This is a genomic window from Streptomyces sp. CB03238, from assembly GCF_002099185.1.
GTDB lineage: Bacteria > Actinomycetota > Actinomycetes > Streptomycetales > Streptomycetaceae > Streptomyces.
The window spans coordinates 397,970-420,548 of record NZ_NBCN01000002.1 but is presented as its reverse complement, the minus strand read 5'-3'; the positions used below and the strand labels follow the sequence as shown (position 1 = coordinate 420,548).

The 22,579-nt window shown below is 72.9% G+C and carries 20 protein-coding genes; 7 read left to right on the top strand and 13 right to left on the bottom strand.

Features of this window, described 5'->3' with window-relative positions; genetic code table 11:
* The first annotated feature begins 34 nt into the window (after positions 1-34).
* Positions 35-1,150, top strand: coding sequence for a C40 family peptidase (locus BKD26_RS04710; protein WP_084896043.1), 1,116 nt, complete (start codon positions 35-37; stop codon positions 1,148-1,150).
* A gap of 21 nt (positions 1,151-1,171) precedes the next feature.
* On the opposite strand, the gene BKD26_RS04705 is transcribed toward BKD26_RS04710, so the two are convergent.
* From BKD26_RS04705 to BKD26_RS04680, 6 genes are all read right to left on the bottom strand, one after another.
* Positions 1,172-1,534: a hypothetical protein gene (locus BKD26_RS04705; protein ID WP_084896042.1), complete on the bottom strand. Its 363-nt coding sequence runs from the start codon at positions 1,532-1,534 to the stop codon at positions 1,172-1,174.
* Positions 1,535-1,649: 115 nt separating this feature from the next.
* Positions 1,650-2,885, bottom strand: coding sequence for a styrene monooxygenase/indole monooxygenase family protein (locus BKD26_RS04700; RefSeq protein WP_084896040.1), 1,236 nt, complete (start codon positions 2,883-2,885; stop codon positions 1,650-1,652).
* A 16-nt stretch (positions 2,886-2,901) separates the two neighbouring features.
* The gene (locus BKD26_RS04695) at positions 2,902-3,504 is read right to left on the bottom strand and encodes an ATP/GTP-binding protein (RefSeq protein WP_241518533.1); all 603 of its coding nucleotides are present in this window, start codon (positions 3,502-3,504) and stop codon (positions 2,902-2,904) included.
* 7 nt (positions 3,505-3,511) lie between these two features.
* Positions 3,512-3,922 carry a DUF742 domain-containing protein gene (locus tag BKD26_RS04690; RefSeq protein WP_073754307.1) on the bottom strand — a complete coding sequence of 137 codons (411 nt, stop codon included), beginning with the start codon at positions 3,920-3,922 and terminating at the stop codon, positions 3,512-3,514.
* Positions 3,919-4,428: a roadblock/LC7 domain-containing protein gene (locus BKD26_RS04685; protein WP_084896036.1), complete on the bottom strand. Its 510-nt coding sequence runs from the start codon at positions 4,426-4,428 to the stop codon at positions 3,919-3,921. Before BKD26_RS04685 ends, BKD26_RS04690 begins: the two co-directional genes overlap by 4 nt.
* Positions 4,425-7,640 carry a nitrate- and nitrite sensing domain-containing protein gene (locus BKD26_RS04680; protein ID WP_084896034.1) on the bottom strand — a complete coding sequence of 1,072 codons (3,216 nt, stop codon included), beginning with the start codon at positions 7,638-7,640 and terminating at the stop codon, positions 4,425-4,427. Before BKD26_RS04680 ends, BKD26_RS04685 begins: the two co-directional genes overlap by 4 nt.
* Positions 7,641-8,008: 368 nt before the next feature.
* On the opposite strand from BKD26_RS04680, the gene BKD26_RS04675 reads away from it, so the two are divergent.
* Positions 8,009-8,785: a hypothetical protein gene (locus BKD26_RS04675; protein ID WP_084896032.1), complete on the top strand. Its 777-nt coding sequence runs from the start codon at positions 8,009-8,011 to the stop codon at positions 8,783-8,785.
* A 23-nt stretch (positions 8,786-8,808) separates the two neighbouring features.
* On the opposite strand, the gene BKD26_RS04670 is transcribed toward BKD26_RS04675, so the two are convergent.
* The 3 genes from BKD26_RS04670 to BKD26_RS04660 all read right to left on the bottom strand — a co-directional run bounded on the left by BKD26_RS04670 (position 8,809) and on the right by BKD26_RS04660 (position 11,176).
* Positions 8,809-9,732 (bottom strand): hypothetical protein, encoded by a 924-nt coding sequence (locus BKD26_RS04670; protein ID WP_084896031.1) that lies wholly within the window; start codon positions 9,730-9,732, stop codon positions 8,809-8,811.
* A 69-nt stretch (positions 9,733-9,801) separates the two neighbouring features.
* On the bottom strand, positions 9,802-10,266 hold the full coding sequence (locus tag BKD26_RS04665; protein ID WP_084896029.1) for a MarR family transcriptional regulator: 465 nt from the start codon (positions 10,264-10,266) through the stop codon (positions 9,802-9,804).
* Between the two features lie 118 nt (positions 10,267-10,384).
* Entirely contained in the window at positions 10,385-11,176 is a 792-nt protein-coding gene (locus tag BKD26_RS04660) for an SDR family oxidoreductase (RefSeq protein WP_084896027.1), read from the bottom strand.
* A gap of 118 nt (positions 11,177-11,294) precedes the next feature.
* Between BKD26_RS04660 and BKD26_RS04655 the strand changes: the two genes are divergently transcribed.
* The gene (locus BKD26_RS04655; protein ID WP_084896025.1) at positions 11,295-11,867 is read left to right on the top strand and encodes a TetR/AcrR family transcriptional regulator; all 573 of its coding nucleotides are present in this window, start codon (positions 11,295-11,297) and stop codon (positions 11,865-11,867) included.
* A 99-nt stretch (positions 11,868-11,966) separates the two neighbouring features.
* Here the strand turns inward: BKD26_RS04655 and BKD26_RS04650 are convergent, their stop codons facing one another.
* The gene (locus BKD26_RS04650) at positions 11,967-14,750 is read right to left on the bottom strand and encodes a M4 family metallopeptidase (protein WP_084896023.1); all 2,784 of its coding nucleotides are present in this window, start codon (positions 14,748-14,750) and stop codon (positions 11,967-11,969) included.
* A gap of 149 nt (positions 14,751-14,899) precedes the next feature.
* Between BKD26_RS04650 and BKD26_RS04645 the strand changes: the two genes are divergently transcribed.
* Both BKD26_RS04645 and BKD26_RS04640 read left to right on the top strand, forming a co-directional pair.
* Positions 14,900-15,883 (top strand): LuxR family transcriptional regulator, encoded by a 984-nt coding sequence (locus BKD26_RS04645; protein WP_084896020.1) that lies wholly within the window; start codon positions 14,900-14,902, stop codon positions 15,881-15,883.
* A gap of 31 nt (positions 15,884-15,914) precedes the next feature.
* On the top strand, positions 15,915-16,712 hold the full coding sequence (locus tag BKD26_RS04640; protein WP_084896018.1) for a trypsin-like serine protease: 798 nt from the start codon (positions 15,915-15,917) through the stop codon (positions 16,710-16,712).
* 54 nt (positions 16,713-16,766) lie between these two features.
* Here the strand turns inward: BKD26_RS04640 and lon are convergent, their stop codons facing one another.
* Entirely contained in the window at positions 16,767-19,184 is a 2,418-nt protein-coding gene (lon, locus tag BKD26_RS04635; RefSeq protein ID WP_084896015.1) for an endopeptidase La, read from the bottom strand.
* Positions 19,185-19,310: 126 nt separating this feature from the next.
* Between lon and BKD26_RS04630 the strand changes: the two genes are divergently transcribed.
* The gene (locus BKD26_RS04630) at positions 19,311-20,111 is read left to right on the top strand and encodes a nucleotidyltransferase domain-containing protein (RefSeq protein ID WP_084896013.1); all 801 of its coding nucleotides are present in this window, start codon (positions 19,311-19,313) and stop codon (positions 20,109-20,111) included.
* 73 nt (positions 20,112-20,184) lie between these two features.
* On the opposite strand, the gene BKD26_RS04625 is transcribed toward BKD26_RS04630, so the two are convergent.
* On the bottom strand, positions 20,185-20,742 hold the full coding sequence (locus BKD26_RS04625) for a hypothetical protein (protein WP_084896010.1): 558 nt from the start codon (positions 20,740-20,742) through the stop codon (positions 20,185-20,187).
* A gap of 151 nt (positions 20,743-20,893) precedes the next feature.
* Positions 20,894-21,532 (bottom strand): rhomboid-like protein, encoded by a 639-nt coding sequence (locus BKD26_RS04620; protein ID WP_084896233.1) that lies wholly within the window; start codon positions 21,530-21,532, stop codon positions 20,894-20,896.
* 307 nt (positions 21,533-21,839) lie between these two features.
* Between BKD26_RS04620 and BKD26_RS04615 the strand changes: the two genes are divergently transcribed.
* Entirely contained in the window at positions 21,840-22,523 is a 684-nt protein-coding gene (locus BKD26_RS04615) for a hypothetical protein (protein WP_084896008.1), read from the top strand.
* Positions 22,524-22,579 lie beyond the last annotated feature (56 nt).

The following is a 22,579-nucleotide window of genomic DNA, read 5'->3' as shown; positions in this document are numbered from 1 at the left end:
TCCACCGCCCCATGATGAGGGCGGAGGTGATGACATGTCAGGAAAGCTGCTGCACACGGTGTGCGTGGCCGCACTGGTGGCCGCGCTGCCGGCCGCCCCCGCCGCCGCCGCGCCCGAACCGCCGGAATCCACCGTGTCGGAGATGCTCACCCAGCTCCGCACGCTGTACCAGCAGGCGGAGGAGGCGACCGAGACGTACAACGCCACCGAGGAGGAGCTGAAGGCGCTCACCGCCGAGACGAAGAAGCTCACCGGCGACCTGACCCGGACCCGCGATTCCCTCGCCCGCGCCCGGGCGGAGGCCGGCCGGCTGGCCCGCGCCCAGTACCAGGGCCGTACCGACTTCTCCTCCTCCCTGCGCCTGCTGCTCGCCCGCGACCCCGACCACGCCCTGGACCAGCACCACCTGCTGCGGCGCGCGGCCCGCGAGCGGGCGGCGATCGTGGTCCGGCTGCAGAAGGGGGAGAAGCGGGCGGACCGGCTGGCGACGGCGTCGCGCAAGGCGCTGGACCGGGAGCAGACGCTGGCCGAGAAACAGAAGAAGGCCCGCGACGACGTCACGGCCCGCCTGAAGGAGGTCGAGGAAACCCTCGCCACGCTCTCCGACGAGGAGGTCGAGCAACTGACCTCCCTGGAGGAGACCGAGACGGCGGACGCCCAGCGCGAACTCCTCGCCACCGGCGAGCTGGAGCCCGACGGCACCCGCACCCCCTCCGCACTGGGCGACGAAGCCCTCTCGTACGCTGCCGAACAGATCGGCAAGCCGTACGTGTGGGGCGCCGAGGGCCCGCGGTCCTTCGACTGCTCGGGCCTCACCTCCCAGGCCTGGGCCACGGCGGGCCGCCCCATCCCGCGCACCAGCCAGGAACAGTGGCGCACCCTGCCCAAGGTGCCGCTACGCGCCCTCCGCCCCGGTGACCTGGTGGTCTACTTCCCCAAGGCCACCCATGTGGCGATCTACCTCGGCGACGGCCAGGTCATCCACGCCCCCCGCCCCGGCGCCCAGGTCAAGGTCTCCCCCATCGCCGCCAACCCCCTCCTCGGCGCCGTCCGCCCCGACCCCACGGCCCGCTCCCTCCGCTCGTACACCCCGCCGGAGATCCCCACCGGCACGGCGGGCGGCTCCGACGAGGGGTACGACGAGGGCTAGCGGGGCCCCGGGACGGCCGGCTCAGTGATCGGAGTAGCTGAAGTCGCCGACGGTCCAGCCGCTGACGTCCTCGATGGCCACGCGGTACATCCCGCCCGTCTCGGGGATCCCGATGTTGCCCTGCAGGATCCGGGCGACGTGGAAGTGCAGATGCGTGGGCGGCTTGTCGTGGCCCGGCCGGTCGGCGGAGAAGACACCGGAGAACGGGCCGAGGCGGTCCGAATCCCGCAGGACCTCCGACACCCGCTGCCGCCACACGGCTTCGGGGGCCAACCGTCCGGTGATGACAGCGCCGCCGATGACCACGGTCAGCGACATCTGGGTGCTCTGCTCGGACTCGACCTTGGTGGCGATGTCAGTGAGGAGTTCATCAGCGTTCGACATGAGAGCCGATTCTATTCACCGGCCGAACGGCGGGCGCGCCGGTGCCGTCCTACGGGCACGGGCCCGGCCCCCGGTCCATCAGGACGGGGGCCGGGCCCTTCGAGGCGGGAGGCCGTCAGGCGGGCGTGACGGAGGCGAGGTAGGCGGCCGTCCTGTCCGGGTCGTAGAAGAAGTTCTCGAAGTCGGCCGGGTCGTTGAAGCCGTTCGCGAAGCGGTTGGCGACCGGGGGGAGCTGGCCGGCGGCACCGATGAGGTTGAGGACGTGCTCCGGGGGGACGCCGAGCATGGCGTTGGTCCACTTGGTGACGTGCTGGGCGGTGTCCCAGTAGCGGTCGAAGGTCTGCTGCATCCAGGCCTCGTCGAACGGCTTGTCACCGTGCTCGGTGATCGACGCGAGGTACGACGCCGCGCACTTGGACGCCGAGTTGGAGCCCTGGCCCGTGATCGGGTCGTTGGCGACGACGACGTCCGCGACGCCGAGGACCAGGCCACCGCCGGGGAGGCGGCCGATGGGGTTGCGTACGGTCGGGGCGTACCGGCCGGACAGGGTGCCGTTGGCGTCGGTCAGCTCCACCTTGGTGGCCCGCGCGTACTCCCAGGGCAGGAACTTCTCCATCAGCTCCAGCGTCAGCGCCAGGTGCTCGGAGGGGTCCTTGACGCCCTGGAAGACGTCCAGCGGGCCGCCCGGGATGCCCTCCCAGAACAGGATGTCGGCGCGGCCGGAGGTGGTGAGGGTCGGCATGATGAACATCTCGCCGACGCCCGGCACCAGGTTGCAGCGGACCGCCTCGACGTCCGGGTGCTCGGGGCGCGGGCCGAGCCCGTGCACGTACGCGACGGCCAGCGCGCGCTGCGGCTCGCTGTACGGGGAGCGGGACGCGTCCCGGCCGAACATCGACACCAGCTCGCCCTTGCCCGCCGACACGAGCACCAGGTCGTACGTACGGGAGAAGTAGTCCAGGTCGGAGACCGCCGCGCCGTGGATGACGAGCTGGCCGCCGCGCTGCGCGAAGGTCTCCATCCAGCCGGCCATCTTCACCCGCTGGTCGACGGACTGGGCGTAACCGTCGAGCGTGCCCAGCCAGTCGATCACCCTCTGCGACTCCGGTCCGGCGACGGAGACGCCGAGGCCCTCGATCTTCGGGGCCTGGGACTCCCAGAAGTTGATGCCGAGGTCCCGCTCGTGCTGGAGCGCCGTGTGGAACATGCACTGCGTGGACATGACCCGGCCGGACCGGATCTCGTCCGCCGTGCGGTTGGACATCAGGGTGACCTCGTACCCCTGCGACTGGAGGCCGAGGGCGAGCTGGAGTCCGGACTGCCCGGCTCCGACGATGAGTATCTTCCGCATCGAAGGTCTCTTTTCCTTACTCAGGGGTGGTTTCGAGGGCGCGGGCGACCAGCGCCAGCAGCGACTCGACCACCGTGATCCGCTTCCGGGCGTCCATGATCACGATCGGTACGTCCTTGGGCACCGTGAGCGCCTCGCGTACGTCCTCGGGCTCGAACAGCTCGGTCCCCTCGAAGTGGTTGACCGCCACGACGTACGGCAGGCCGCAGCTCTCGAAGTAGTCGAGCGCCGGGAAGCAGTCGGTCAGCCGCCGGGTGTCGGCCATGACGATCGCGCCGATCGCCCCGCGCACCAGGTCGTCCCACATGAACCAGAACCGCTGCTGTCCCGGCGTACCGAAGAGGTACAGGACGAGGTCGTCGTCGAGCGTGATGCGCCCGAAGTCCATGGCGACGGTGGTGGTGAGCTTGTCGGGCGTCGCGGAGAGGTCGTCGGTCTCCTCGCTCGCCTGCGTCATCAGGGCTTCGGTCTGCAGCGGCGTGATCTCGGAGACGGACCCGACGAAGGTCGTCTTACCGACGCCGAAGCCGCCCGCGACGACGACCTTCGTCGCGATGGGGGCGCGGGTGTGGTCGAGCTGCCAGGACTGGACCTCTTCCTGGGCCTCGGGCTCGTCCACGGGTATCTCAGAGACGGCGGAGGCCACTCAGCACCCTTTCGAGCAGTGCGCGGTCGGGCTGGCCGGTGCCGTGACCGGTGCCGTACACGCGGATCCTTCCCTGGTCCGCCAGGTCGCTGAGCAGCACCCGGACGACGCCCAGCGGCATCTTCAGCAGCGCGGAGATCTCCGCCACCGTACGCATACGGCGGCAGATCTCGACGATGGCCCGCATCTCGGGCATGACGCGGGACGCGAGGCTGCCGTTGGTCAGCTCCTTGCGCTCCTCGGGGGCTTCGAGCGCGGCGACGAACGTCTCGACGAGCAGGACGTGGCCGAAGCGGGTGCGGCCGCCAGTGAGCGAGTAGGGGCGGACGCGGGCGGGCCGCCGTCCGCCGCCCCGGACCGGCAGCCGGCCGGCGGCGGATGCGGAGGTCATGCGGCACTCTCCATCGACTTGCGCAGCTCGCTGCGGAGTTCGGGCGTGAGTACGTGTCCGGCGCGGCCGACGAAGAGCGCCATGTGGTACGCGACGACGCTCATGTCGCAGTCGGGCGTGGCGTACACGCCGAGCAGCGAGCCGTCGCTGATCGACATGACGAAGACGCTGCCCTCCTCCATGGCGACCATCGTCTGCTTGACGTTGCCGCCGTCCATGAGCTTGGCGGCGCCGATGGTGAGGCTGCCGATGCCCGAGACGATGGTGGCGAGGTCGGCGCTGGAGCCACGGGGACCGTCGGACGGGGCACGGTCGGCCGGGGCCTTGCCCTTCCGGTCGGCCGGGTCGGAGGAGAGCAGCATCAGCCCGTCGGACGAGACGACGGCTACCGAGCGGACTCCTGGCACCTCCTCGACGAGGTTGCCGAGCAGCCAGTGCAGGTTCTTGGCCTCGCTGCTCAGTCCGAACGTTGCGGTGCCGGTGGTACTGCCGGTCGTCGCAGTCAACTGCGTGCCTCCTCGACTGTGTCCCCCGTCTCTTCGGTACGTACCGCTTCCAACTGCTGGGTGCTCTCCGCGATCTCGGCCTCCGCGTCGCGGCGGCCCTCCTTGGCGCCCTGGTGGAACCCGCCGAGCCGGCGCCGCAGCGCCTCGGCGTCGACCCCGCCCTTGCGCCCGGCGGGTGGCGCGGTCGGCTCCACCACCTTGGGCGTCCGCTTGGGCAGCCCCTTGTCGGTCACCCGCTCCCACTTGGGCTCCCGGACACGCGACGCGTCCCCCTCCTGCGCGTCCGCCCGCTCATGCGCCTCGGCGGCGGGGCTGGGGTCGGACGCGTCCCCCTGCTCGGCCTCCGGCCCGGGCGCGGGGCCGGGCTCGACCTCCGGCCCGGCCTGGGGCTCGGCCTCCGGCTCGCGCGGGGCGCGGACCTGAAGGGTGGTCTCGGGCGCGGGGTGCTCCGCCGCGTCGGGCACGGGCGCGTCCTGCGTGGGCCCGTGCTCGGCGTGGGCGTCCAGCTCGGGCGCGGCCTGCGTGGGCGCGTCACCGGCGTGGGGGTCCCGCGCCGGGGCGCCCGGCTCGGGCGCGTGCCCGGCAGGGGCGTCCTGCGCATGCCCGTCCGAGGCGGGGGTGGTGTGCGCCGCGGCGCCCCGCGCGGAGGCGTCGTGGACGGTGGGCGTCCCGGCCGGGGTCGTGGTCTCGGCGCCCGCGTGCGCGGCGGTGTCCCCGGCGTGGTCGCCTCGCACGGGCTCCTCGCCCGCCGGACGCTCGTGTTCCGGGGCGCCCGGCGCGGGGTCGGCCCCGGCGGGGGCGTCCTGCACGGCGGCCCCGTGCTCGGCGGCGGCCGGCGCGGGGGCGTCCTTGCCCGGGGCACCCCCGGCGTGGGCCTCGCCGGCGGAGGCGTCCTGCGCCGGGACGCCCGGCTCGGGGGCGGTCGTCGAGGTGGCGCGGAGGGTGGCTTCGGCGGCGGCGACCAGGGGGTCGCGGGGCGTGCGGGTGCCGGGGAGGGTGTTGGAGTTGGCCTCGGCTACCGAGCCGGGGAGGTTCAGGGTGGGGGCGGTGCCCGCGACGGTGACCGACGGGGGCAGGGCGGTCGGCGGGGCTTCCGGGAGCAGGGCGGAGGGGAGGACGACGACCGCCGTCACGCCGCCCTGCTTCTGCTCGCGCAGCTGGACCCGTACCCCGTGCCGCGCCGCGAGCAGCGCGGTCACCCGGATGCCGAGGCCCTCGCCGTCCCGGTCGGCGTCCGACGGGGACTCCGTCTCCGGGTCGGCCAGGCGTGCGTTCAGCTCGGCGAGCCGGCCCTCCGTCATCCCTATGCCCTCGTCCTCGACGGAGAGCATCACCTCGCCGCTCTCCAGCAGCCAGCCGGAGAACTGGACCTTCGCGTCCGGCGGCGAGAAGGACGTGGCGTTCTCCAGCAGCTCGGCCAGCAGGTGCGAGAGGTCGTCGGCGGCGAACCCGGCCACGTACGCGTGCGGCGGCAGCGACTGGATGGTGACCCGCTCGTACCGCTCGATCTCGCTGACGGCGGCGCGCAGTACGTCGACCAGCGGGACCGGGCCCTGGTGGGCGTGGTTGTGCTCGTGGCCGGCGAGGACGAGCAGGTTCTCGCTGTGCCGCCGCATGACGGTGGCCATGTGGTCGAGCTTGAAGAGCGTGGCGAGCCGCTCCGGGTCCTGCTCGCGCTCCTCCAGCTGCTCGATGACGGCGAGCTGCCGTTCGACGAGCCCGAGCGTACGGAGGGAGAGGTTGACGAACGTGTGGTGGACGCTGCCGCGCAGCGCTTCGAGTTCGGTGGTGAGCTCGGCGGTCTGTTCGCCGAGTTCGGCGCGGACGCCCGCCAGCTCGGCGGTCAGGGCGTCGCGGGCGGCGACGGCGTCGGTGCGCTCGGCGTCGAGCCGCTCGGCGCGGGCGCCGAGGTCGAGCAGCTTGCCGTGCAGGGTGTTGAGGGAGCGTACGACCTGGGCGAACTCGTCGTTGCGGCCGGTGTAGCGGACCGGCTCCTCCGTCTCGGGCGACTCCGCGAGGCGGGCGGCGCCGATGCGGAGGACGGCGAGCGGCTGGGTGAGGGTGCGGGCGACGGCGGTCGAGACGCCGATCGCGATGAGCAGGCAGCCGCCGAGGAGCGCGATGCGCAGTTCGAGCGCGGTGACGTCGTCGTCGCGCAGCTGCTCCATGCGCCGCACCTCGCCGGTGGCGAGGGAGGACTCGACGCCCCGCATCTGCTCGATACGGGCGGTGAGGGTGGCCCGGAGCTTTTCCTGGTCGGTCTTGCGGTCGCCGTCGGACAGTTCGGGCCGGTCGGTGAGGCGCGCGAGGTACGTCTCGGCGCTCTTGACCTCGGGGCCGGTGACCGTGGCGGCGAGGGAGTCGCGGGCGGCGGGCGGGGCGGCCTGGTCGAAGTCCGCGAGGGCGGCCTGTTCGCGGACGCGGGCCTGCTGGGCGGCGGCGCTCAGCGCACCGCGCGTGCGGTCGGCCTCCTCACCGGCGGGGTCCTCGGGCTCGACGTACTGGCCGGTGATCGGGTCGTAGACGAGTCCGGCCTTCTTCTTGCCGGGGACGGCGAGCGCGCCGAGGAGCAGGCCGCGGGTGGCGGAGGCCTGGTCGACGGCGCGGCCGAGTTCGGCGAGGGCGCGGGTGCCGGCGCCCGCGTCGGCGGCGCGGGCGGGGGTCTTGTCGGCGAGCTCGGCGGAGAGGGCCTGGAGCCTGGTGATGACGTCGGTGTACGCCCGGTAGGCCTCCATGGCGGTGCCCTTGCCGGTGAGGGCGGAGCGCCGGATGGCGGGCAGGCCCGCGAGCTCGCGGCGGAGGTCGGCGGGCGCCTCGGCGTGGATCTCGTCGATCTGCCGGTCGACGCGGGCACGGCGGGCGGCGTCGACGCCGGCCTCGGCGCCCTTGTCCGAGGGCTCGCCGCCCTGGCCGCCCTCGTCCGAGGGCTCGCCCTCCTTGGCGCCCCGTCCCGCGGCGATGTACGCGGTGACCTCGTCGCGCTCGTCCGCGAGGGAGTGCGCGAGGGTGACCGCCTGCCGGTTGAGCTCGGCGAGGTTCACCAGCCGCTGGGAGTCGGTGAGGTCGCCGGAGGCGGTGAGGACGGCCGGGGCTCCGGCCCCTATGACGGTGATCCCGACCAGCGCGACGCCGGCGACGAGCCGGCTGCGTACGCGTACGCCGCGGCCGCCCGGTGTCTGGGGATCGCCGGGAGTCTCACTGCGCTTCTGCACCGGTGCTCACATTCTTGAACTCGTCCGCCCATGAAGCAGAGGTGACGACCGCTCACGCAGGCCAACAGCCCCCCGACCCCTGGTACGGCCTCGACCATTCCAGCGCTTTTGTTGAGGGGGGCACACGTCGGCCACTCCGCCACCCGAACGAGTGAACAACACTCCTGAGTTGGCGAACAACTCTCCCGGGCACATGCCCCGGGGACGCGCGGGGCGACGGGTTGAAAGATCCGCGCGGGCTTTGGCAGGATGCCCGCCCGCATCTCGCCGGAGGGCCGGATTCCGCCGTTACGCACTTCCTGACCTGCTGGTACAGGCCAATTCCCGTCGCCTATGGGCCGTGTGAAGAAGTCATGCAGACTGGGCCCATGCACACCGAGATCTCCTCCGTCCCGGGCGCGCCGGAACGCCCCAATGAGGACTGGGCTTCCGTGGCGGTTCCCGCGTCCGGCCAGGGCGGCACGCTCGTGCTTCTGGACGGGGTCACGCCCCCGCTCGACGACGACGGTTGTGAGCATTCGGTGCCCTGGTTCACGGCGCGACTCGGGGGCGCGCTGACCGAACTGTCCGATTCACGCCCGGACCTGACGTTGACCGGGATCCTGTCGGAGGCAATCCGGCGCACCGCAGACGCCCACCGGGACACGTGTGACCTTTCTCACGTGCGTACGCCCCAGGCGACGGTGGTCCTGGCGCGCTGGGGCGCGGAGCGCGTCGAGTACCTCGTGCTGGCCGACTCGGTGCTGCTGCTGCGGTCGCCGGAGGGGGCGGTCCGGGCGGTGGTGGACGACCGGCTCGACCTGCTGCCGCCCGGCTCACTGGCCTCCCACGCGATCACGGACGCGACCGTGCGGAACAAGGAGGGCGGTTTCTTCACGGCGGCGGCCGACCCGTCGGTGGCGGCCCGCGCGGTCACGGGCAGCGCTCCGGCGGCCGAGGTGCGGGCCCTGGTCGCGATGACGGACGGGGCGACGCGCTGGACGGAGGTGTTCGGGATGGGCGACTGGGCGGACTGCTTCGCGGTGGTGGCCAAGGAGGGCCCGCGCGGGCTGATCGCCCGGGTGCGGGAGCTGGAGGCGTCGCCCTCGTACGCGTACCGCTGGAAGCGGCACGACGACGCGACAGTGGTGTACGTCGAACTCTGAGGGCGCCGCCCCCGTTCACCCGGTCACGGGCGGCAGACGTCCGTGGCGGTGACCGAACCGCCGTCGTTCTCGTCGTCCGTGCCCACGACGCCCTCACGGGAGTGCGGCAGGCACGCCAGAGCCTCGATCTTGTGGCCGGGGAACGTGGCCACCCGGTGCGGGGAGCGGTGGACGGTCAGCCGGACGAGGCCGCCGTGGCCGGACGCCGTCACGCGGCCGGCGTCGAAGAGGGCGGAGTCGTACGGGCCGTCGTCGCCCGGGTCCGACGCCGAGGAGACCGTCACCCGGCCGGTGGCGGAGACCTCCACATCCGATATGTGCCGCACGTCGTGGGCCGGGTAGGGGACGCGGAACTCGGCGGAGACCGGCTCACCGAAGGTGTTGCCGCGCGGATCCCACGGCGCCGCGGACAGGGTCGCGGGCCGGTCGTCCTGCCCGCGGTCGGCCCACACCGCGATGACCTTTCCGTCCCGGGAGGCGGTGAGGGCGAATCCCTCGTAGTTGTCGTCCGGGGAGACGCCGGGTACGGGGAACGCGGCCAGGACCCGCGCGGTGTCCCCCTCCCAGTGGATGCGGTACGCCGTTCCGCCACTGGCCAGTGCGACGTACTCGTGGGGCCGGCCCGGGACGGCGTCGATCGCCTCCAGGTCCACCGCCGGCTCCCCGGCCCAGGCCACCGGCCGCTGCGACGGCTGGGCGCCGGCGCGGTGGCGCAAAGCCACGAGCCGGTTCTCGCCGGGCTTCTTGTTGTCCCGTACGGCGAGCAGGTCCGCCGTACCGCCGTGCACGCCGTCGACGGCGATGCCGCTGATGCCGGAGGTGATGTCGTCGCCGACGCGCTGCCAGTCGGTCTCATGGGTGGGGGTGTGGGCGTGGGCGGCGGTGGCGGTGCCGGGCGCGATGAGCACGGCGCCTGCGAGGGCCGCCCTGAGAACGTTCGTGATCATCGGTCGATGATGGAGGGGCGGGTGCGCTTCCAACCACCATGGGCCGGTTATCGGCTTCCCAAAAGGTGGTCAGCTCTCGGCCGAGGTGTTGAGCTGGTGCAGCAGCCGGGCCAGTTCGGCGACCTCGGCCCGGTCCCAGCCGGCGAGCTTGCGTACGTAGCGGGCGCGGCGGGCGTCGCGTACGCGGCGGAAGCGGCTGCGGCCCTCGTCGGTGAGGCGTACGAGGGAGGCGCGGCCGTCGGCGGGGTCGGGGTCGCGGGCGACGAGCCCGAGGTCCTCCAGGGCGCGCAGCTGGCGGCTCATGGTGGCCTTGCCGACGCCGAAGTACGCGGCGAGTTCGGTGGCGCGCTGGGTGCCGGCCTCCTCCAGGCGGACGAGCAGGCCATAGGCGGCGGGTTCGAGTTCGGGGTGGACCTCGCGGGCCATTTCGCCGGACGAGGCGCGGGCGCGGCGCAGGAAGACGGCCAATTCACGCTCCAGGGCGAGGAATTCCTCGTCCACTTCGGCGTCATTCCCCGTACGGCTTTCCTGCACGTCAGCACCCCTCGCGCGGTTTCCCGGTCCTGAAAGTTGTGTTCGGCGGCGGCCATTGCCGCAGCTCGACCAGTATTTCGCAGGCATGGACCGACGACGGCACCGAGACCCGTCGGGATCACGCGGTCTTGACGGCGCCTCCGTCGATGAGGAAGTCCGCGCCGCTGGTGCTGCCCGCCACTGGGGAGGCGAGATAGGCGACGAGCGCCGCGACCTCGGACGGTTCCACGAGCCGGCCCGTCGTCATCCCCATCGCCGTCGGGATGCCGGCCAGCAGTTCCCGCTGCGTCACGCCCATCGCGCGGGCCAGCTCCGCGCCGTAGCCGTCGGGGCTCTCCCACAGGGCCGTGCGGACCGGGCCCGGGGAGACGGTGTTGACGCGCACGCCCTGCGGGCCGAACTCCTCCGCCAGCGCCTTGCCGAAGGCCGTCAGCGCGGCCTTGGCGGCCGTGTACGGGACGGGGCCGGCGTGCGGGATGCGGGCGCCGTTCGAGGAGATGTCGACCAGGGCGCCGCGCTTGCGCACCAGTGCGGGGAGGGCGGCGCGGCTGGTGCGTACGGCGGCGAGCAGGTTGAGTTCGAGCGCCTGCTGCCACTGCTCGTCGGTGAAGGACAGGAAGCCGCCGGTCCGGCCCTCGCCTCCGTCGCCGCCGCCGACGTTGTTGACCAGGATGTCGAAGTCGCCGCCGAGTTCGGCGGTCGCACGCTCGACGAGGTGGGCGGGGCCGTCGGGCGTGGCCAGGTCGACGGGGACGGCCAGGGCGCCCGTCTCCTTCAGCTCCGGAGTGATCGTGCGGGCCGCGGCGACGACCGTGACGCCCTCGGCGGTGAGCGCCTCGACGTCCGCCAGTCCGATGCCGCGGCTCGCGCCGGTGACCACGGCGGTCTTGCCGGTCAGGTGCAGATCCATGAGCGTTCCCCTCCACACGACGCATACCCGCGTCTCCGTTGACGCAGTCACCGTATGACTTGCAACATGAGTGTCGCAAGTAGCTAGGGAACGGTGGCTCCCGCGTACGATCCTGGCCATGGAAACCAAGCGGCAGGCATTGCGCGCCGACGCGGAACGGACCGTGCGGACGATCCTGGAGGCGGCCGAGCGCGTCCTGAGCGCCGACCCGGCGGCGACCATGGAGCAGATCGCGGCGGCGGCGGGGGTCGCCCGGACCACCGTCCACCGCCGCTTCGCCACCCGCGAGGCACTGGTCGCCGCCCTGACGGCATGGGCCACCGGGCAGTTCCACGAGGCGGTGGTAGCCGCCCGCCCGCACACCGCGCCGCCGCTGGTCGCCCTGTACCAGGTGACCGCCAACGTGCTGCGGGTGAAGATCGGCTGGGGCTTCGCCATGAGCCGGGTGGTACCCGCGGACCCCGACGTGGCGCGGGTCCACGCCGACGTACTGGACCAGTGCGACCGGCTCTTCCGCCGCGCGCGGGACGCGGGACTGCTGCACCCCGACGCCGACCTGGAGTGGGCCCGCCGGGTCTACTACGCGCTGATCCACGAAGCGGCGGAGGAGGGCCGGGACGCCGACGACGAGGCCGTCGACCACCTGGCCACCCGGGTGGTGGACACCCTGCTGCACGGGGTCGGCGCATGAGGGGAACCCCCCGGCGCGGACGGGCGCCGGGGGGTTCGGGAGGGGAAGGCTCAGCCTCGGAAGGTCTCCGCCTCCGGAAGGCGTCAGCCTCAAAGGGCCTCAGCCGCAGCGGCCCGCCGGGCGGGAGCGGGTGACGAGGTTCGTCCAGCCCGTAGTGCCGTCGATCCAGACGACCCCGGTGCCTTCGAGCGCCGCCGGGGAGAGCTGCTCCCCGCGGTTGCAGGAGACGCGCTCCTTGCGGGTGCCGTCGGTGGTCAGCTGCCAGTGCTTCGGCAGGGTCTCGTTGCGGTACGCGGTGTCCGGCAGGGACGCGTTGACCGTGACCGCCGACTCCGAGACCGTCAGGTCCGAGGCGATCAGCGCGCCCGGCTTGCCCTCGGCGCTGATGTCGTACGCGCCGGTGCCGTCGAGGTTCGCCCGCCGGATGCCCATCTGGCCGTCGTCGGCGATGTTCTCGTCGGTGAGCCAGAAGACGTGGCTGCCGTTGAGGGCGGTCTGCCCCAGGGTCTGCGGCTCGTCCAGCCGCTCGGTCAGGGTCTTCTTGCCGGTCTTCAGGTCGAGGAGCTCCACGCCGAGGCGGTACTCACCGCCCTCCGGGTACAGCTTGGCGTACGCGATCCTGCCGTGGGCGAGGGACGGGAGCCCGGTCAGCACGTCGTCGTCGCCACCGTCCACGTACGTGGGCGTGACGTCGCCCGGCCGCAGGTGGACGACGTGGCGGGTGAACAGGCCGAGCGTCTCGAAGACCGTCACCCCGTTCTCGACCCGCAGCCCGGAGACGTCCGACGTCGTGGACGCGTACAGCTTCTTGATGGGCCCGCCCGCGATCGGCCGGGACAGGATGTCCACGCTCGTCGCGCCGTACGCCGCCCAGACGACGGTCTTTCCGTCCGTGGCCGGGTAGACGTGATAGCGGCCGTCGTTGGGGCTGATGAGCTTCGGGGCGCCCTTGCCGTCCGCGCGGCCGGCGTAGACGGAGTACGGCTCGGTGCCGTCGTCGTTGGACTTGGAGACCGTCCACCAGCCGCCGCCCGCCTGCACGCCGGTGCCGGTGATGTTCAGCCTGCCCAGCAGCTCGTCGGAGTCGACGCCCAGCGCCTCCTCCCAGCCCGCGACGATGCCGTGGGCGTTGAAGGACCGCTTGGCGGCATTGAGCCGCTGACCGGTGACACCGAGGTCCTTGGCCGCGGCGAGGACCGCGTTGCGGCCGTCGGTGAAGCCGTCGAGCGGGGTCATGTACTCGGTCAGCGCCTTGTACACGATCCGGTCGGCCTGCTCGGCGCCCAGGCCCTGGCGCATGTCCCACAGCGCGCCGGAGAAGACGGTGGAGTTGAGGTGCACGCCGCCGTTGTCGGTGCCGAAGGTGGCGCCGAGGAAGTCCTTGGACGTGGTGGCGCCGTCGTTGAGGTCGCGCAGCGCGCAGGCGCGGGGCGTGGCCTTGCGGCACAGGTCCTCGCCGATGAGGCCCGAGTCCGGGTGGTCCATCGCCATGCCGGCCTGCGTGACGTCGATGGCGTTGCCGAAGTAGTCGGCGACGGCCTCGTTGAGGGCGCCGGACTGGCCCGCGTAGACCAGGTTGGCGGTGTTCTCCACGACGCCGTGGGTCATCTCGTGTCCGACCACGTCGAGATCGGCGGAGAGCGGCTTGTACTCGCTGTCGCCGGAGCCGTACACCATCTTGGTGCCGTCCCAGAAGGCGTTGACGTACGGCAGGCCGAACTGGGTCACGCCCACGAGGCTGTTGACCGCCGAGCCGCGTCCGTCGAGGCCGTCCCTGGCGTGGTGCTTCTTGTAGTAGTCGTAGACCTGCCCGGCCGCCCAGTGGGCGTCGACCGCGCCCGCGTCGGTGGCGTCCTTGCCGAACTCCGCGCTGGGCGAGCCGAACTCCCTGAGGTCGGCCGGCCAGCCGCCCAGCACCTCGTAGACGTCCTTGTCGCGCGCGTCCCACGTGGTGAGCGCGGCCTTGCTGCCGTCCGCCATCCGGGCCCGGTCGGCCAGCACGTACCGGTCGTCGGCGGCCTTGCTGACGTTGAGGTCCACCTTGGCGCCGTTCAGCAGCGTGCCGCTGCCGACGGTCCCGGTGCCCGGGTCGGCCGGGGCGTCCGCCTTCTTCACGGCCGTCCCCGTCGCGGCCTTCGCCGGCGTGAGCGTCTTGATGCCGCTGAACTGCAGCACCGGGAACCCGGCCCGGGCGTCCACGTACACGTGCTGGAGCACCGGCGCGCCGGTCGCCGGATGCGTACCGCGTACGGTCACGTGGTACGTGAGCACGCCCTCACCGCGCGGGATGACCACCAGGCCCCCGGCGGTGCCGTGCAGTGGCGCGGTCTTCTTCGCGTCGGCCTTGGAGAGCCGGTGGCCGCCGAGCCGCTCGAAGGTCGCGGCGACCGCGCGGCGTACCGCCACGTCCTTGGCCACGGCCGGGGTCACCCCGGTCGTCAGGCCCGTGAAGTACTTGCCGGACGTGCCGGTGACGACCCGTTCACCGCCCTTGGTCTCCATCCGGACGACGTACTGCCCGCCGAGCACCGGCACGCCCTGATGCTTCTGCTGGAGCCGTACGGTCTCCTCCGCGCCGCGCTTCAGCGTCTGTACGGGGGCGAGATCACGCCCCGGTTCGGCGATCTTGTAGCGGCTCTCCTTGGCGGCCAGGTGCCCCCGCGCCGCGTCCGCCGGGCTCGCCTTGGCGTCCGCCGCCTCCCGGATGCCGTCGACGAGCGCGGGGGTCGCGGTCCGCGCCCCCGGGATGACGTCGGCGGGCGGTTCGGTGGCCGGCGGGGTCGCCGCCGACGCCGGAACCGCGGTGATCAGGAGCCCGGCGGCGGCGAGCAGCGCCGCTCCCCGGGCCCCCGCCCGTATGCCGGGCCTGCTGGGTTTGCGCACAGTCCGTACCCCTCCCACGTGCTGGTCAGCCGTTCAGGTGGTCATGGCCATGCAAGCGGCGCGGGCCCAACGCGACAACGGATGCGGGGGGTTGAGAAGTGGACACGCACACTTGTGTGGCCTGTGAAGGCGGAGTGAGAATCCGACGCATGATCCAGGGAGAACTGACCACTCTCGGCCTGGGCAGGACCGAGGAGCGCGCCTACGAGGCGCTGCTGAAGGAACAGGCGGACGGGGCGGACGAGTTGGCGCGGTTGCTGGACCTGCCGCGCGAGCGGCTGGACGCCGCGCTGGACCGGCTCGTCGCGCACGGTTTCGCCCGGCCGCCCGATCCGTCGTCCGACGAGGGCGACGCGCTGCCGCACCCGGCGGCGCCCGCCGCCGCGATCCGTACGCTCATCCACCGCCGCCAGGCCGAACTGCACCAGAAGTCGGCGGAGCTGGCGCGGTTACGGATGGCGGCCGACCGGCTGGTGGGGGACTTCGGCGAGCCGCGCGGCAGCGGCGGGGGCGTAGAGGTGGTGACGGGGCGGCGGGTGATCGCCGAACGCGTGGACCGGCTGCTGGCCGCCGCCGAGCGGGAGGTGGTGATCCTCGACCGGCCGCCGTTCACCTCGCCGGACGTCGGCGCGCTGCTTGCCCGGGGCGTGGAGGTACGGGCCGTGCTGGACCGGGCCGGGCTGGCGGATCCGGGGCGGGCGCGGGCGCTGGCCTGCCTGGCCGGGCGGGGGCTGCGGGTACGGGTCGCCGGGGACGTCCCGGCGAAGCTGCTCGCCGTGGACCGGCGGGTCACGCTGCTGCCCCCGGCGGACGCCGCCGGTCCGCGGGCGTCCGCGCTGGTGGTCGGCGACGGGCTGCTGTGCGGCGCTCTGGTGCCGCTGTTCGAGGCCGTGTGGGAGCGGGCCGGGCCGCTGGGCACGGAGGAGGACGGGGCGGGCGCGCTGCCCGGACCGCAGCAGGAGGTGCTGGCGCTGCTCGCGGCGGGGTTCAAGGACGAGGCGATCGCCCGCCGTCTGGGCGTCCATGTGCACACGGCGCGACGGCGGATCAGCCGGCTGCTGGAGTCGCTGGACGCCCGGACGCGGTTCCAGGCGGGGGCGCGGGCGTCGTCGCGCGGATGGCTGGATGACTGAGCGGCCGTGATCATGGGCAAGGATGGGGCCCATGCGCTGCAAGAGGCCGTTGCCGTGGACCGTCGCCTGGATCGTCGCCGTCCTGACCACCGCCACCGCGTGCGGGGGGCCGTCCCATTCCGCCCCGCGCCCGGACACCGAGGGCCCGGCGGGCAAGCCTACGGCGCCGCAGCGGTCCGCGGCGCCGTCCGCCGGGCTGCCGTCGGTCGGGGTGCTGCTCGACGAGGACGGCCACTGGTGCACGGCGAGCGTGGTGGACAGCCCGAAGGGCAACGTCGTCGCGACCGCCGCGCACTGTGTGTACGCGGACGGCGCGGCGAGCTCGGACTTCTCGTTCGCCCCGGCGTACCGGGGCAAAGCCGGCGACCCGGCCCCGTACGGCACCTGGAAGGTGCGTACGGTGCAGGTGGCCGACGCGTGGAAGGCCGCCGGCGACGACGCGGACGCGCACGACTACGCCTTCCTGACGCTGGCCCCGGACAGCCGGGGCCGCCAGGTGCAGCAGGTGGTGGGCGCGGCGCGGCCGGAGTGGGCGTCCGGTCCGCAGCGCCGCGTGACGGTCGTCGGATACCCCAACAAGGACCACAATCCGGCCGACGGCCCCATCTCCTGCACCACGGACACCCGGCGGGACCCTGACCTGGCCGGCTCGATGGTGATGGAGTGCGACGGCTTCTTCGACGGCACGAGCGGCAGCCCGTGGCTCGCGGACGGCCGGCTGATCGGCGTCCTGAGCGGCGGGGACACGGACACGGAATCGACGGCGGTCCTGTTCGACGCCCGGACGAGGGCACTGTACGACCGGGCGGTGAAGGCCTCCGGTGCGTGAGGGCGCACGGGAGCCCCGTGGTGGCGGCGCACCACGGGGTTCTCGCTGAGGGCGTCAGGCCGCGACGGGTTCGGCGGTCGGGGCCGTCGTCGCGGGTGAGAGGGCCAGCTCCAGGACCTGGCGGACGTCCGTGACCGGGTGGACCTCCAGCTTGTCGAGGATCTCGGCCGGGACGTCGTCCAGGTCGGCCTCGTTCCGCTTGGGGATCACGACCGTGGTGATGCCCGCCCGGTGCGCGGCCAGCAGCTTCTGCTTGACACCGCCGATCGGCAGCACCCGCCCGGTCAGGGAGACCTCGCCGGTCATCGCCACGTCCGTACGCACCAGGCGGCCGCTCAGCAGGGAGGCGAGGGCGGTCGTCATCGTGATGCCCGCGCTCGGGCCGTCCTTGGGCACCGCGCCCGCCGGGAAGTGGATGTGCACGCCCCGGTCCTTCAGGCCGGTGACGGGCAGCTCCAGTTCGGCGCCGTGGGAGCGCAGGAAGCTCAGGGCGATCTGCGCGGACTCCTTCATCACGTCACCGAGCTGGCCGGTCAGCGTCAGCCCCGCCGCGCCGGTCTCCGGGTCGGCCAGCGACGCCTCCACGAACAGGACGTCGCCGCCCGCGCCGGTGACCGCGAGTCCGGTGGCGACGCCGGGTACGGAGGTGCGGCGCTCGGCCGGGTCCTGGGCGGACTCGGGCACGTGGTGCGGCCGCCCGATGAGCCCGCGCAGGTCGCCTTCGCCGATGGTGACGGGCAGCTCCTGCTCGCCCAGTTCGTGCTGGGCGGCGACCTTGCGCAGCAGCCGGGCGATCGACCGCTCCAGGTTCCGTACGCCCGCCTCGCGGGTGTACTCGCCCGCGAGCTTGCGCAGCGCCGGCTCGTCCAGCGTCACCTCGCCGCTCTCCAGGCCCGCCCGCTCCAGCTGGCGCGGCAGCAGGTGGTCACGGGCGATGACGACCTTCTCGTCCTCGGTGTAGCCGTCGAGCCGGACGATCTCCATCCGGTCGGCGAGCGCCTCGGGGATGGCCTCCAGGACGTTGGCGGTGGCGAGGAAGACCACGTCGGACAGGTCGAGTTCGACCTCCAAGTAGTGGTCGCGGAAGGTGTGGTTCTGCGCCGGGTCGAGGACCTCCAGCAGCGCGGCCGCCGGGTCGCCCCGGAAGTCGGAGCCGACCTTGTCGATCTCGTCGAGCAGGACCACCGGGTTCATCGACCCGGCCTCCTTGATCGCCCGCACGATCCGGCCGGGCAGGGCGCCCACGTATGTACGCCGGTGGCCCCGGATCTCCGCCTCGTCGCGTACGCCGCCGAGGGCGACCCGTACGAACTTCCGTCCCATCGCGTGCGCGACCGACTCACCCAGCGACGTCTTGCCGACGCCGGGCGGGCCGACCAGCGCCAGCACCGCCCCGCCGCGCCGCCCGCCGACGACGCCGAGGCCGCGGTCGGCGCGCCGCTTGCGTACCGCGAGGTATTCGGTGATGCGCTCCTTGACGTCCTCCAGACCGGCGTGCTCGGCGTCGAGGACCTCCTTGGCGCGCTTGATGTCGTAACTGTCCTGGGTGCGCTCGTTCCACGGCATCTCCAGGACCGTGTCGAGCCAGGTGCGGATCCAGGCGGTCTCGGGGTTCTGGTCGCTGGACCGCTCCAGCTTGTCGACCTCCTTGAGGGCGGCCTCGCGCACCTTCTCGGGGAGGCCGGCGGCCTCGACGCGGGCCCGGTAGTCGTCGGACTCCTCGCCCTCCTTCTCGCCGTTGAGCTCGCGCAGCTCCTTGCGTACGGCTTCGAGCTGGCGGCGCAGCAGGAATTCCCGCTGCTGCTTGTCGACGCCCTCCTGGACGTCCTTGGCGATGGACTCGGCGACGTCCTGCTCGGCGAGGTGGTCGCGCAGCTGCTCGGTGGCGAGCTTGAGGCGGGCCACGGGGTCCTCGGTCTCCAGCAGCTCGACCTTCTGGGCGACGGTCAGGAAGGGCGAGTAGCCGGAGTTGTCGGCGAGGGCGGAGACGCCGTCGATCTGCTGGACCCGGTCGACGACCTGCCAGGCGCCGCGCTTCTTGAGCCAGCTGGTGGCGAGCGCCTTGTACTCCTTCACCAGGTCGGTGATCTGCCCGGGCAGCGGGTCGGGCACCGATTCCTCGACGGTGGTGCCCTCGACCCACAGGGCGGCGCCCGGGCCGGTCGTACCGGCGCCGATCTTCACGCGGCCACGGCCGCGGATGAGCGCGCCGGGGTCGCCGTCGGAGAGCCGCCCGACCTGCTCGACGGTGCCGAGGACGCCGATCCCCGCGTACGTCCCGTCGATGCGCGGCACCAGCAGGACCTTGGGCTTGCCCTGTGCCCCCGAGGACCGGGCGGCGGCCTGGGCGGCCTCCACCGCGGCTCGCACCTCGGAGTCGGACAGGTCCAGCGGCACCACCATCCCGGGCAGCACGACCTCGTCGTCGAGCGGCAGCACGGGCAGGGTGAGCGGTGTGGACGTCGATGCCATGATCTCCCCTTCGGCAGTCAAGTTGAGCTGTACACACTCAATGCTTCTGACTGCCGCGGTGTTCCCCACGCGTGTTCGCTCTGAGCGATCAACCTCTCGCAGCCCGGAGCGGGCAGAGTGGGGCGCATGCTGAACGAGGACGGGACCCTGGCACGCGAGGGCGCGCTCGACCGCGTACCGGAAGCGTTCGTACCGGTGGTCGACGCCGCGCGCGCACGGATCGGGGAGGTCTTCGGCCCCGCCCGTCTCCACAGCGCCTACCTGTACGGCAGCATTCCGCGCGGCACCGCCACGCCCGGCGTCTCGGACCTCGACCTGCTGGTGGTGCTGCGCGAGGAGCCGACGGACGCCGACCGGGACGCGGTCGCGGACCTGGAAGCGGAGCTGGACCGCCGCTTCCCGCAGATCGACGGCGCCGGGGTCCTGCTGGTCGGCGTACGTGCGGTTATGAGCGAGCTGGAACGGCACGACCTCGGGTTCTTCGTCGCCTGCCTGTGCACCCCCCTGCTGGGCGATGACCTCGCCGGGCGACTGCCCCGCTACCGGCCCACCTCGCTGCTCGCCCGCGAGACCAATGGCGACCTGGCGCTGCTCCTGCCGCGCTGGCGGCAGCGGGTGGCCGAGGCCACGACGGACGCGGAGCGCGGACGGCTGGGCCGCCGGGTGGGCCGCCGCCTGGTGCGTACCGGCTTCACGCTGGCGATGCCGCGCTGGGGCGACTGGACGAGTGACCTGGAGGAGATGGCGGAGGTGTTCGGCGGCTACTACCCGCGGCGGGCGGCGCAGATGCGGACGGCCGTGGCGGTGGGGCGTGGCGGGGCGGAGGGCGCGGATCCGGCCGCGCTGGGCACGCTCATCGACGACCTGGGGCCATGGCTGGCGGCCGAGTACCGGGCGGTGCACGGCGTGAAGGCGCCCCGGCCGTGAGCGGTGAGAACACCTCCGGCCCGGGGTGTGGCGTGAGGGCCACGCCCCGGGCCGGGGCGATGTGGAGGAGGGCTCAGTCCTCGTTCACGAACTCGCAGTTCGGGGTGGTGACGTCGCCCGGGTCCGTGAAGACCGTGTCCGTCCCGGCACCACAGGTCAGGACCTCGTCGCCGCCGCCACCGTCCCTGATGTTGATCGTGTCGCTGCCGGAGTTGGTCGACACGGTGTCGCTGCCGGATCCGGCGTCGATCGTGGCGTTCCGCGCCACTTGCACGGTCGCGGTGTCGTTGCCGTCACGGAGTGTGGCACTGAGCCGGGAGACACCGCTGAGACCGCCGCACCTGGCCTCGGTGGGGTCGTTGTTCCACCGGACGCAGCCGGGTCCCGGGGTGATGCCGTCGAGGTCCTCGACATGCAGATAAGTACCGACCGCGAAGAAGCGGACGCGGTTCCGCACCTCGCCGGCGTCCCCTCCGTCGCGTGCGCTGACCGTGACCTGCCCGAAGCTCCGGACCACCGTGGAGGCCGCCGGCTGCGCGGACGCCGGTGAGGCGACGGCCAGGGGCAGGGCGAGACCCGCGACCACGGCCGGGATGGCCAGTCGCTGCAGGGTACTGCTCGTGATCTTCATGCTCTGTTCTCTCTCCTTGGGCGAAGAGGGCGCCGCGACCGGCCACCCGGCGTCAGTGAAGCAGCGCGTGACCACCTATGCACCATTTGTCACACTTCCGCGAGGCAAGCGGGTGTACTGACCGGGTCTTCGAGGGCCGGGACCGTACGGGTCAGGCGCGGCGTACCGTCCGGCGCAACAGCGGCCAGCAGCCGACGCCGATCAGCAGCGCCAGCGGGTGGCCCCAGTCGGTGAGCGGGTCCTCGAAGGCCACCAGATCCTGGAGCAGCATCACCGACACCCACGCCAGCACGACGCCGCGCGCCACCGGGGCGAGCAGCCCGGCCAGGGCGCCGACGGACGCCATCAGCCCGAAACTGATGCCGTAGTCGAGCCGGTGCAGGGACGAGTCGGGCAGGTGACCGGCCAGCACGGACAGCCCGACCGGGACCTCCGTGGCGAGCGTCGCCACCACATGGCCCACCAGGAACACGGCCGCCGCCCGCCACGCCCCGATGCGGCGCTCCAGCGCCGTCAGCACGAACACGAACCCGATGGCGTACGGCGAGAACAGCCCGCCCGCCACCCACAGCGCGCTGGCGACCAGCACGAGCAGCGGCGTACGCGTCAGATGGGCGACGTCGGTACTGGAGGCGCGCAGCAGTTGGGCGACGGTGTCGGGGTCGCCGTACTCGGCGAAGAGCGAGGTGGCGACCAGGACGAGGGTGTACCCGAAGGTGAACGGTGCCCCAGTGGGCGTGGGCAGCAGCCGCGCCGCCCGCCGCCACCTGGCAGGGGTACGGGCCGGCACGGGAACCGCGGCGGTGGCGGTGGGAGCGGTGACCGCCTCGCCGACCGCCCGGCCCTCGGTGGCCGGACCGGGGGCGGTGGCCGGACCGGCGGCCGTGCGCTGCGCCGGGATGCCCTTCAGCAGCTCCACACCGTCACTCGTCCCACGCGTCCGGAGCTGAGGCACCGCGAGGCCGCCCTTTCCTCTTGTCGACAAGCCCCCTGCACACGCCCCCGGATCAACCTTGCCCCAGCCGACACGATCATGTGCGACCCCGCCCATGACATAGGTCACAGCGACGGCCCCGCCCCTCGATACGCTGAGGATCATGGCTGTGACGACACACCCGCGAACACCCGTGACGCTCGACCGACGTGAGGGCCCGTACGGCGAGGTGGTGCTGCGCCGGCGCGGTGAGGACTTCGAGATCATCGCCAACGGCACCTTCCTGATGGACACGTCCGACGGCCGGTCCGAACGGCTGCTCGTCGACGCCGCCCTCCGGGCGCTCGGAACCCGGCCGCACCCCTCCGTGCTCCTCGGCGGCCTCGGGGTCGGGTTCTCGCTGGCGAACGCGGCCGCCCAGTCCGCCTGGGGGCGTATCGCGGTCGTCGAGCGGGAGGAGGCGATCATCGACTGGCACCGCGAGGGCCCGCTCGCCCGGATCTCCGGCGAGGCGCTCGCCGATCCCCGCACGGTGCTGGTCCACGACGACCTCGTCGCGTACGTCCACAGCTCCCCCGACACGTTCGACGCGCTGTGCCTGGACATCGACAACGGCCCCGGCTGGACCGTCACGGAGGACAACGACAGCCTCTACTCACCGGCCGGTCTGGCGGCCTGCGCGGCCCGGCTGAACCCCGGCGGAGTCCTCGCCGTGTGGTCCGCCCAGCCGTCCGCCGATTTCGAAGAGTCATTGCGGAATGCCGGGTTCAGCGGGGTAAGAACCGAAGAGGTCCCCGTTGCCCGGGGCGTACCGGACGTGGTCCACCTCGCTGTTCGCCCTGCGTAGCCGGGACGCGGTCGGTGCCTTTACGCTGCTGACCGAACACACGGATCTACACGCTC

What these genes read in the sequence shown, in the direction of transcription:
- BKD26_RS04710 (WP_084896043.1), top strand. Translation starts at nt 35, where the DNA reads ATGTCAGGAAAGCTGCTGCACACGGTGTGCGTGGCCGCACTGGTGGCC.
- BKD26_RS04705 (WP_084896042.1), bottom strand. Translation starts at nt 1,534, where the DNA reads ATGTCGAACGCTGATGAACTCCTCACTGACATCGCCACCAAGGTCGAG.
- BKD26_RS04700 (WP_084896040.1), bottom strand. Translation starts at nt 2,885, where the DNA reads ATGCGGAAGATACTCATCGTCGGAGCCGGGCAGTCCGGACTCCAGCTC.
- BKD26_RS04690 (WP_073754307.1), bottom strand. Translation starts at nt 3,922, where the DNA reads ATGACCTCCGCATCCGCCGCCGGCCGGCTGCCGGTCCGGGGCGGCGGA.
- BKD26_RS04675 (WP_084896032.1), top strand. Translation starts at nt 8,009, where the DNA reads ATGCACACCGAGATCTCCTCCGTCCCGGGCGCGCCGGAACGCCCCAAT.
- BKD26_RS04670 (WP_084896031.1), bottom strand. Translation starts at nt 9,732, where the DNA reads ATGATCACGAACGTTCTCAGGGCGGCCCTCGCAGGCGCCGTGCTCATC.
- BKD26_RS04660 (WP_084896027.1), bottom strand. Translation starts at nt 11,176, where the DNA reads ATGGATCTGCACCTGACCGGCAAGACCGCCGTGGTCACCGGCGCGAGC.
- BKD26_RS04655 (WP_084896025.1), top strand. Translation starts at nt 11,295, where the DNA reads ATGGAAACCAAGCGGCAGGCATTGCGCGCCGACGCGGAACGGACCGTG.
- BKD26_RS04645 (WP_084896020.1), top strand. Translation starts at nt 14,900, where the DNA reads ATGATCCAGGGAGAACTGACCACTCTCGGCCTGGGCAGGACCGAGGAG.
- BKD26_RS04640 (WP_084896018.1), top strand. Translation starts at nt 15,915, where the DNA reads ATGCGCTGCAAGAGGCCGTTGCCGTGGACCGTCGCCTGGATCGTCGCC.
- lon (WP_084896015.1), bottom strand. Translation starts at nt 19,184, where the DNA reads ATGGCATCGACGTCCACACCGCTCACCCTGCCCGTGCTGCCGCTCGAC.
- BKD26_RS04630 (WP_084896013.1), top strand. Translation starts at nt 19,311, where the DNA reads ATGCTGAACGAGGACGGGACCCTGGCACGCGAGGGCGCGCTCGACCGC.
- BKD26_RS04625 (WP_084896010.1), bottom strand. Translation starts at nt 20,742, where the DNA reads ATGAAGATCACGAGCAGTACCCTGCAGCGACTGGCCATCCCGGCCGTG.
- BKD26_RS04615 (WP_084896008.1), top strand. Translation starts at nt 21,840, where the DNA reads ATGGCTGTGACGACACACCCGCGAACACCCGTGACGCTCGACCGACGT.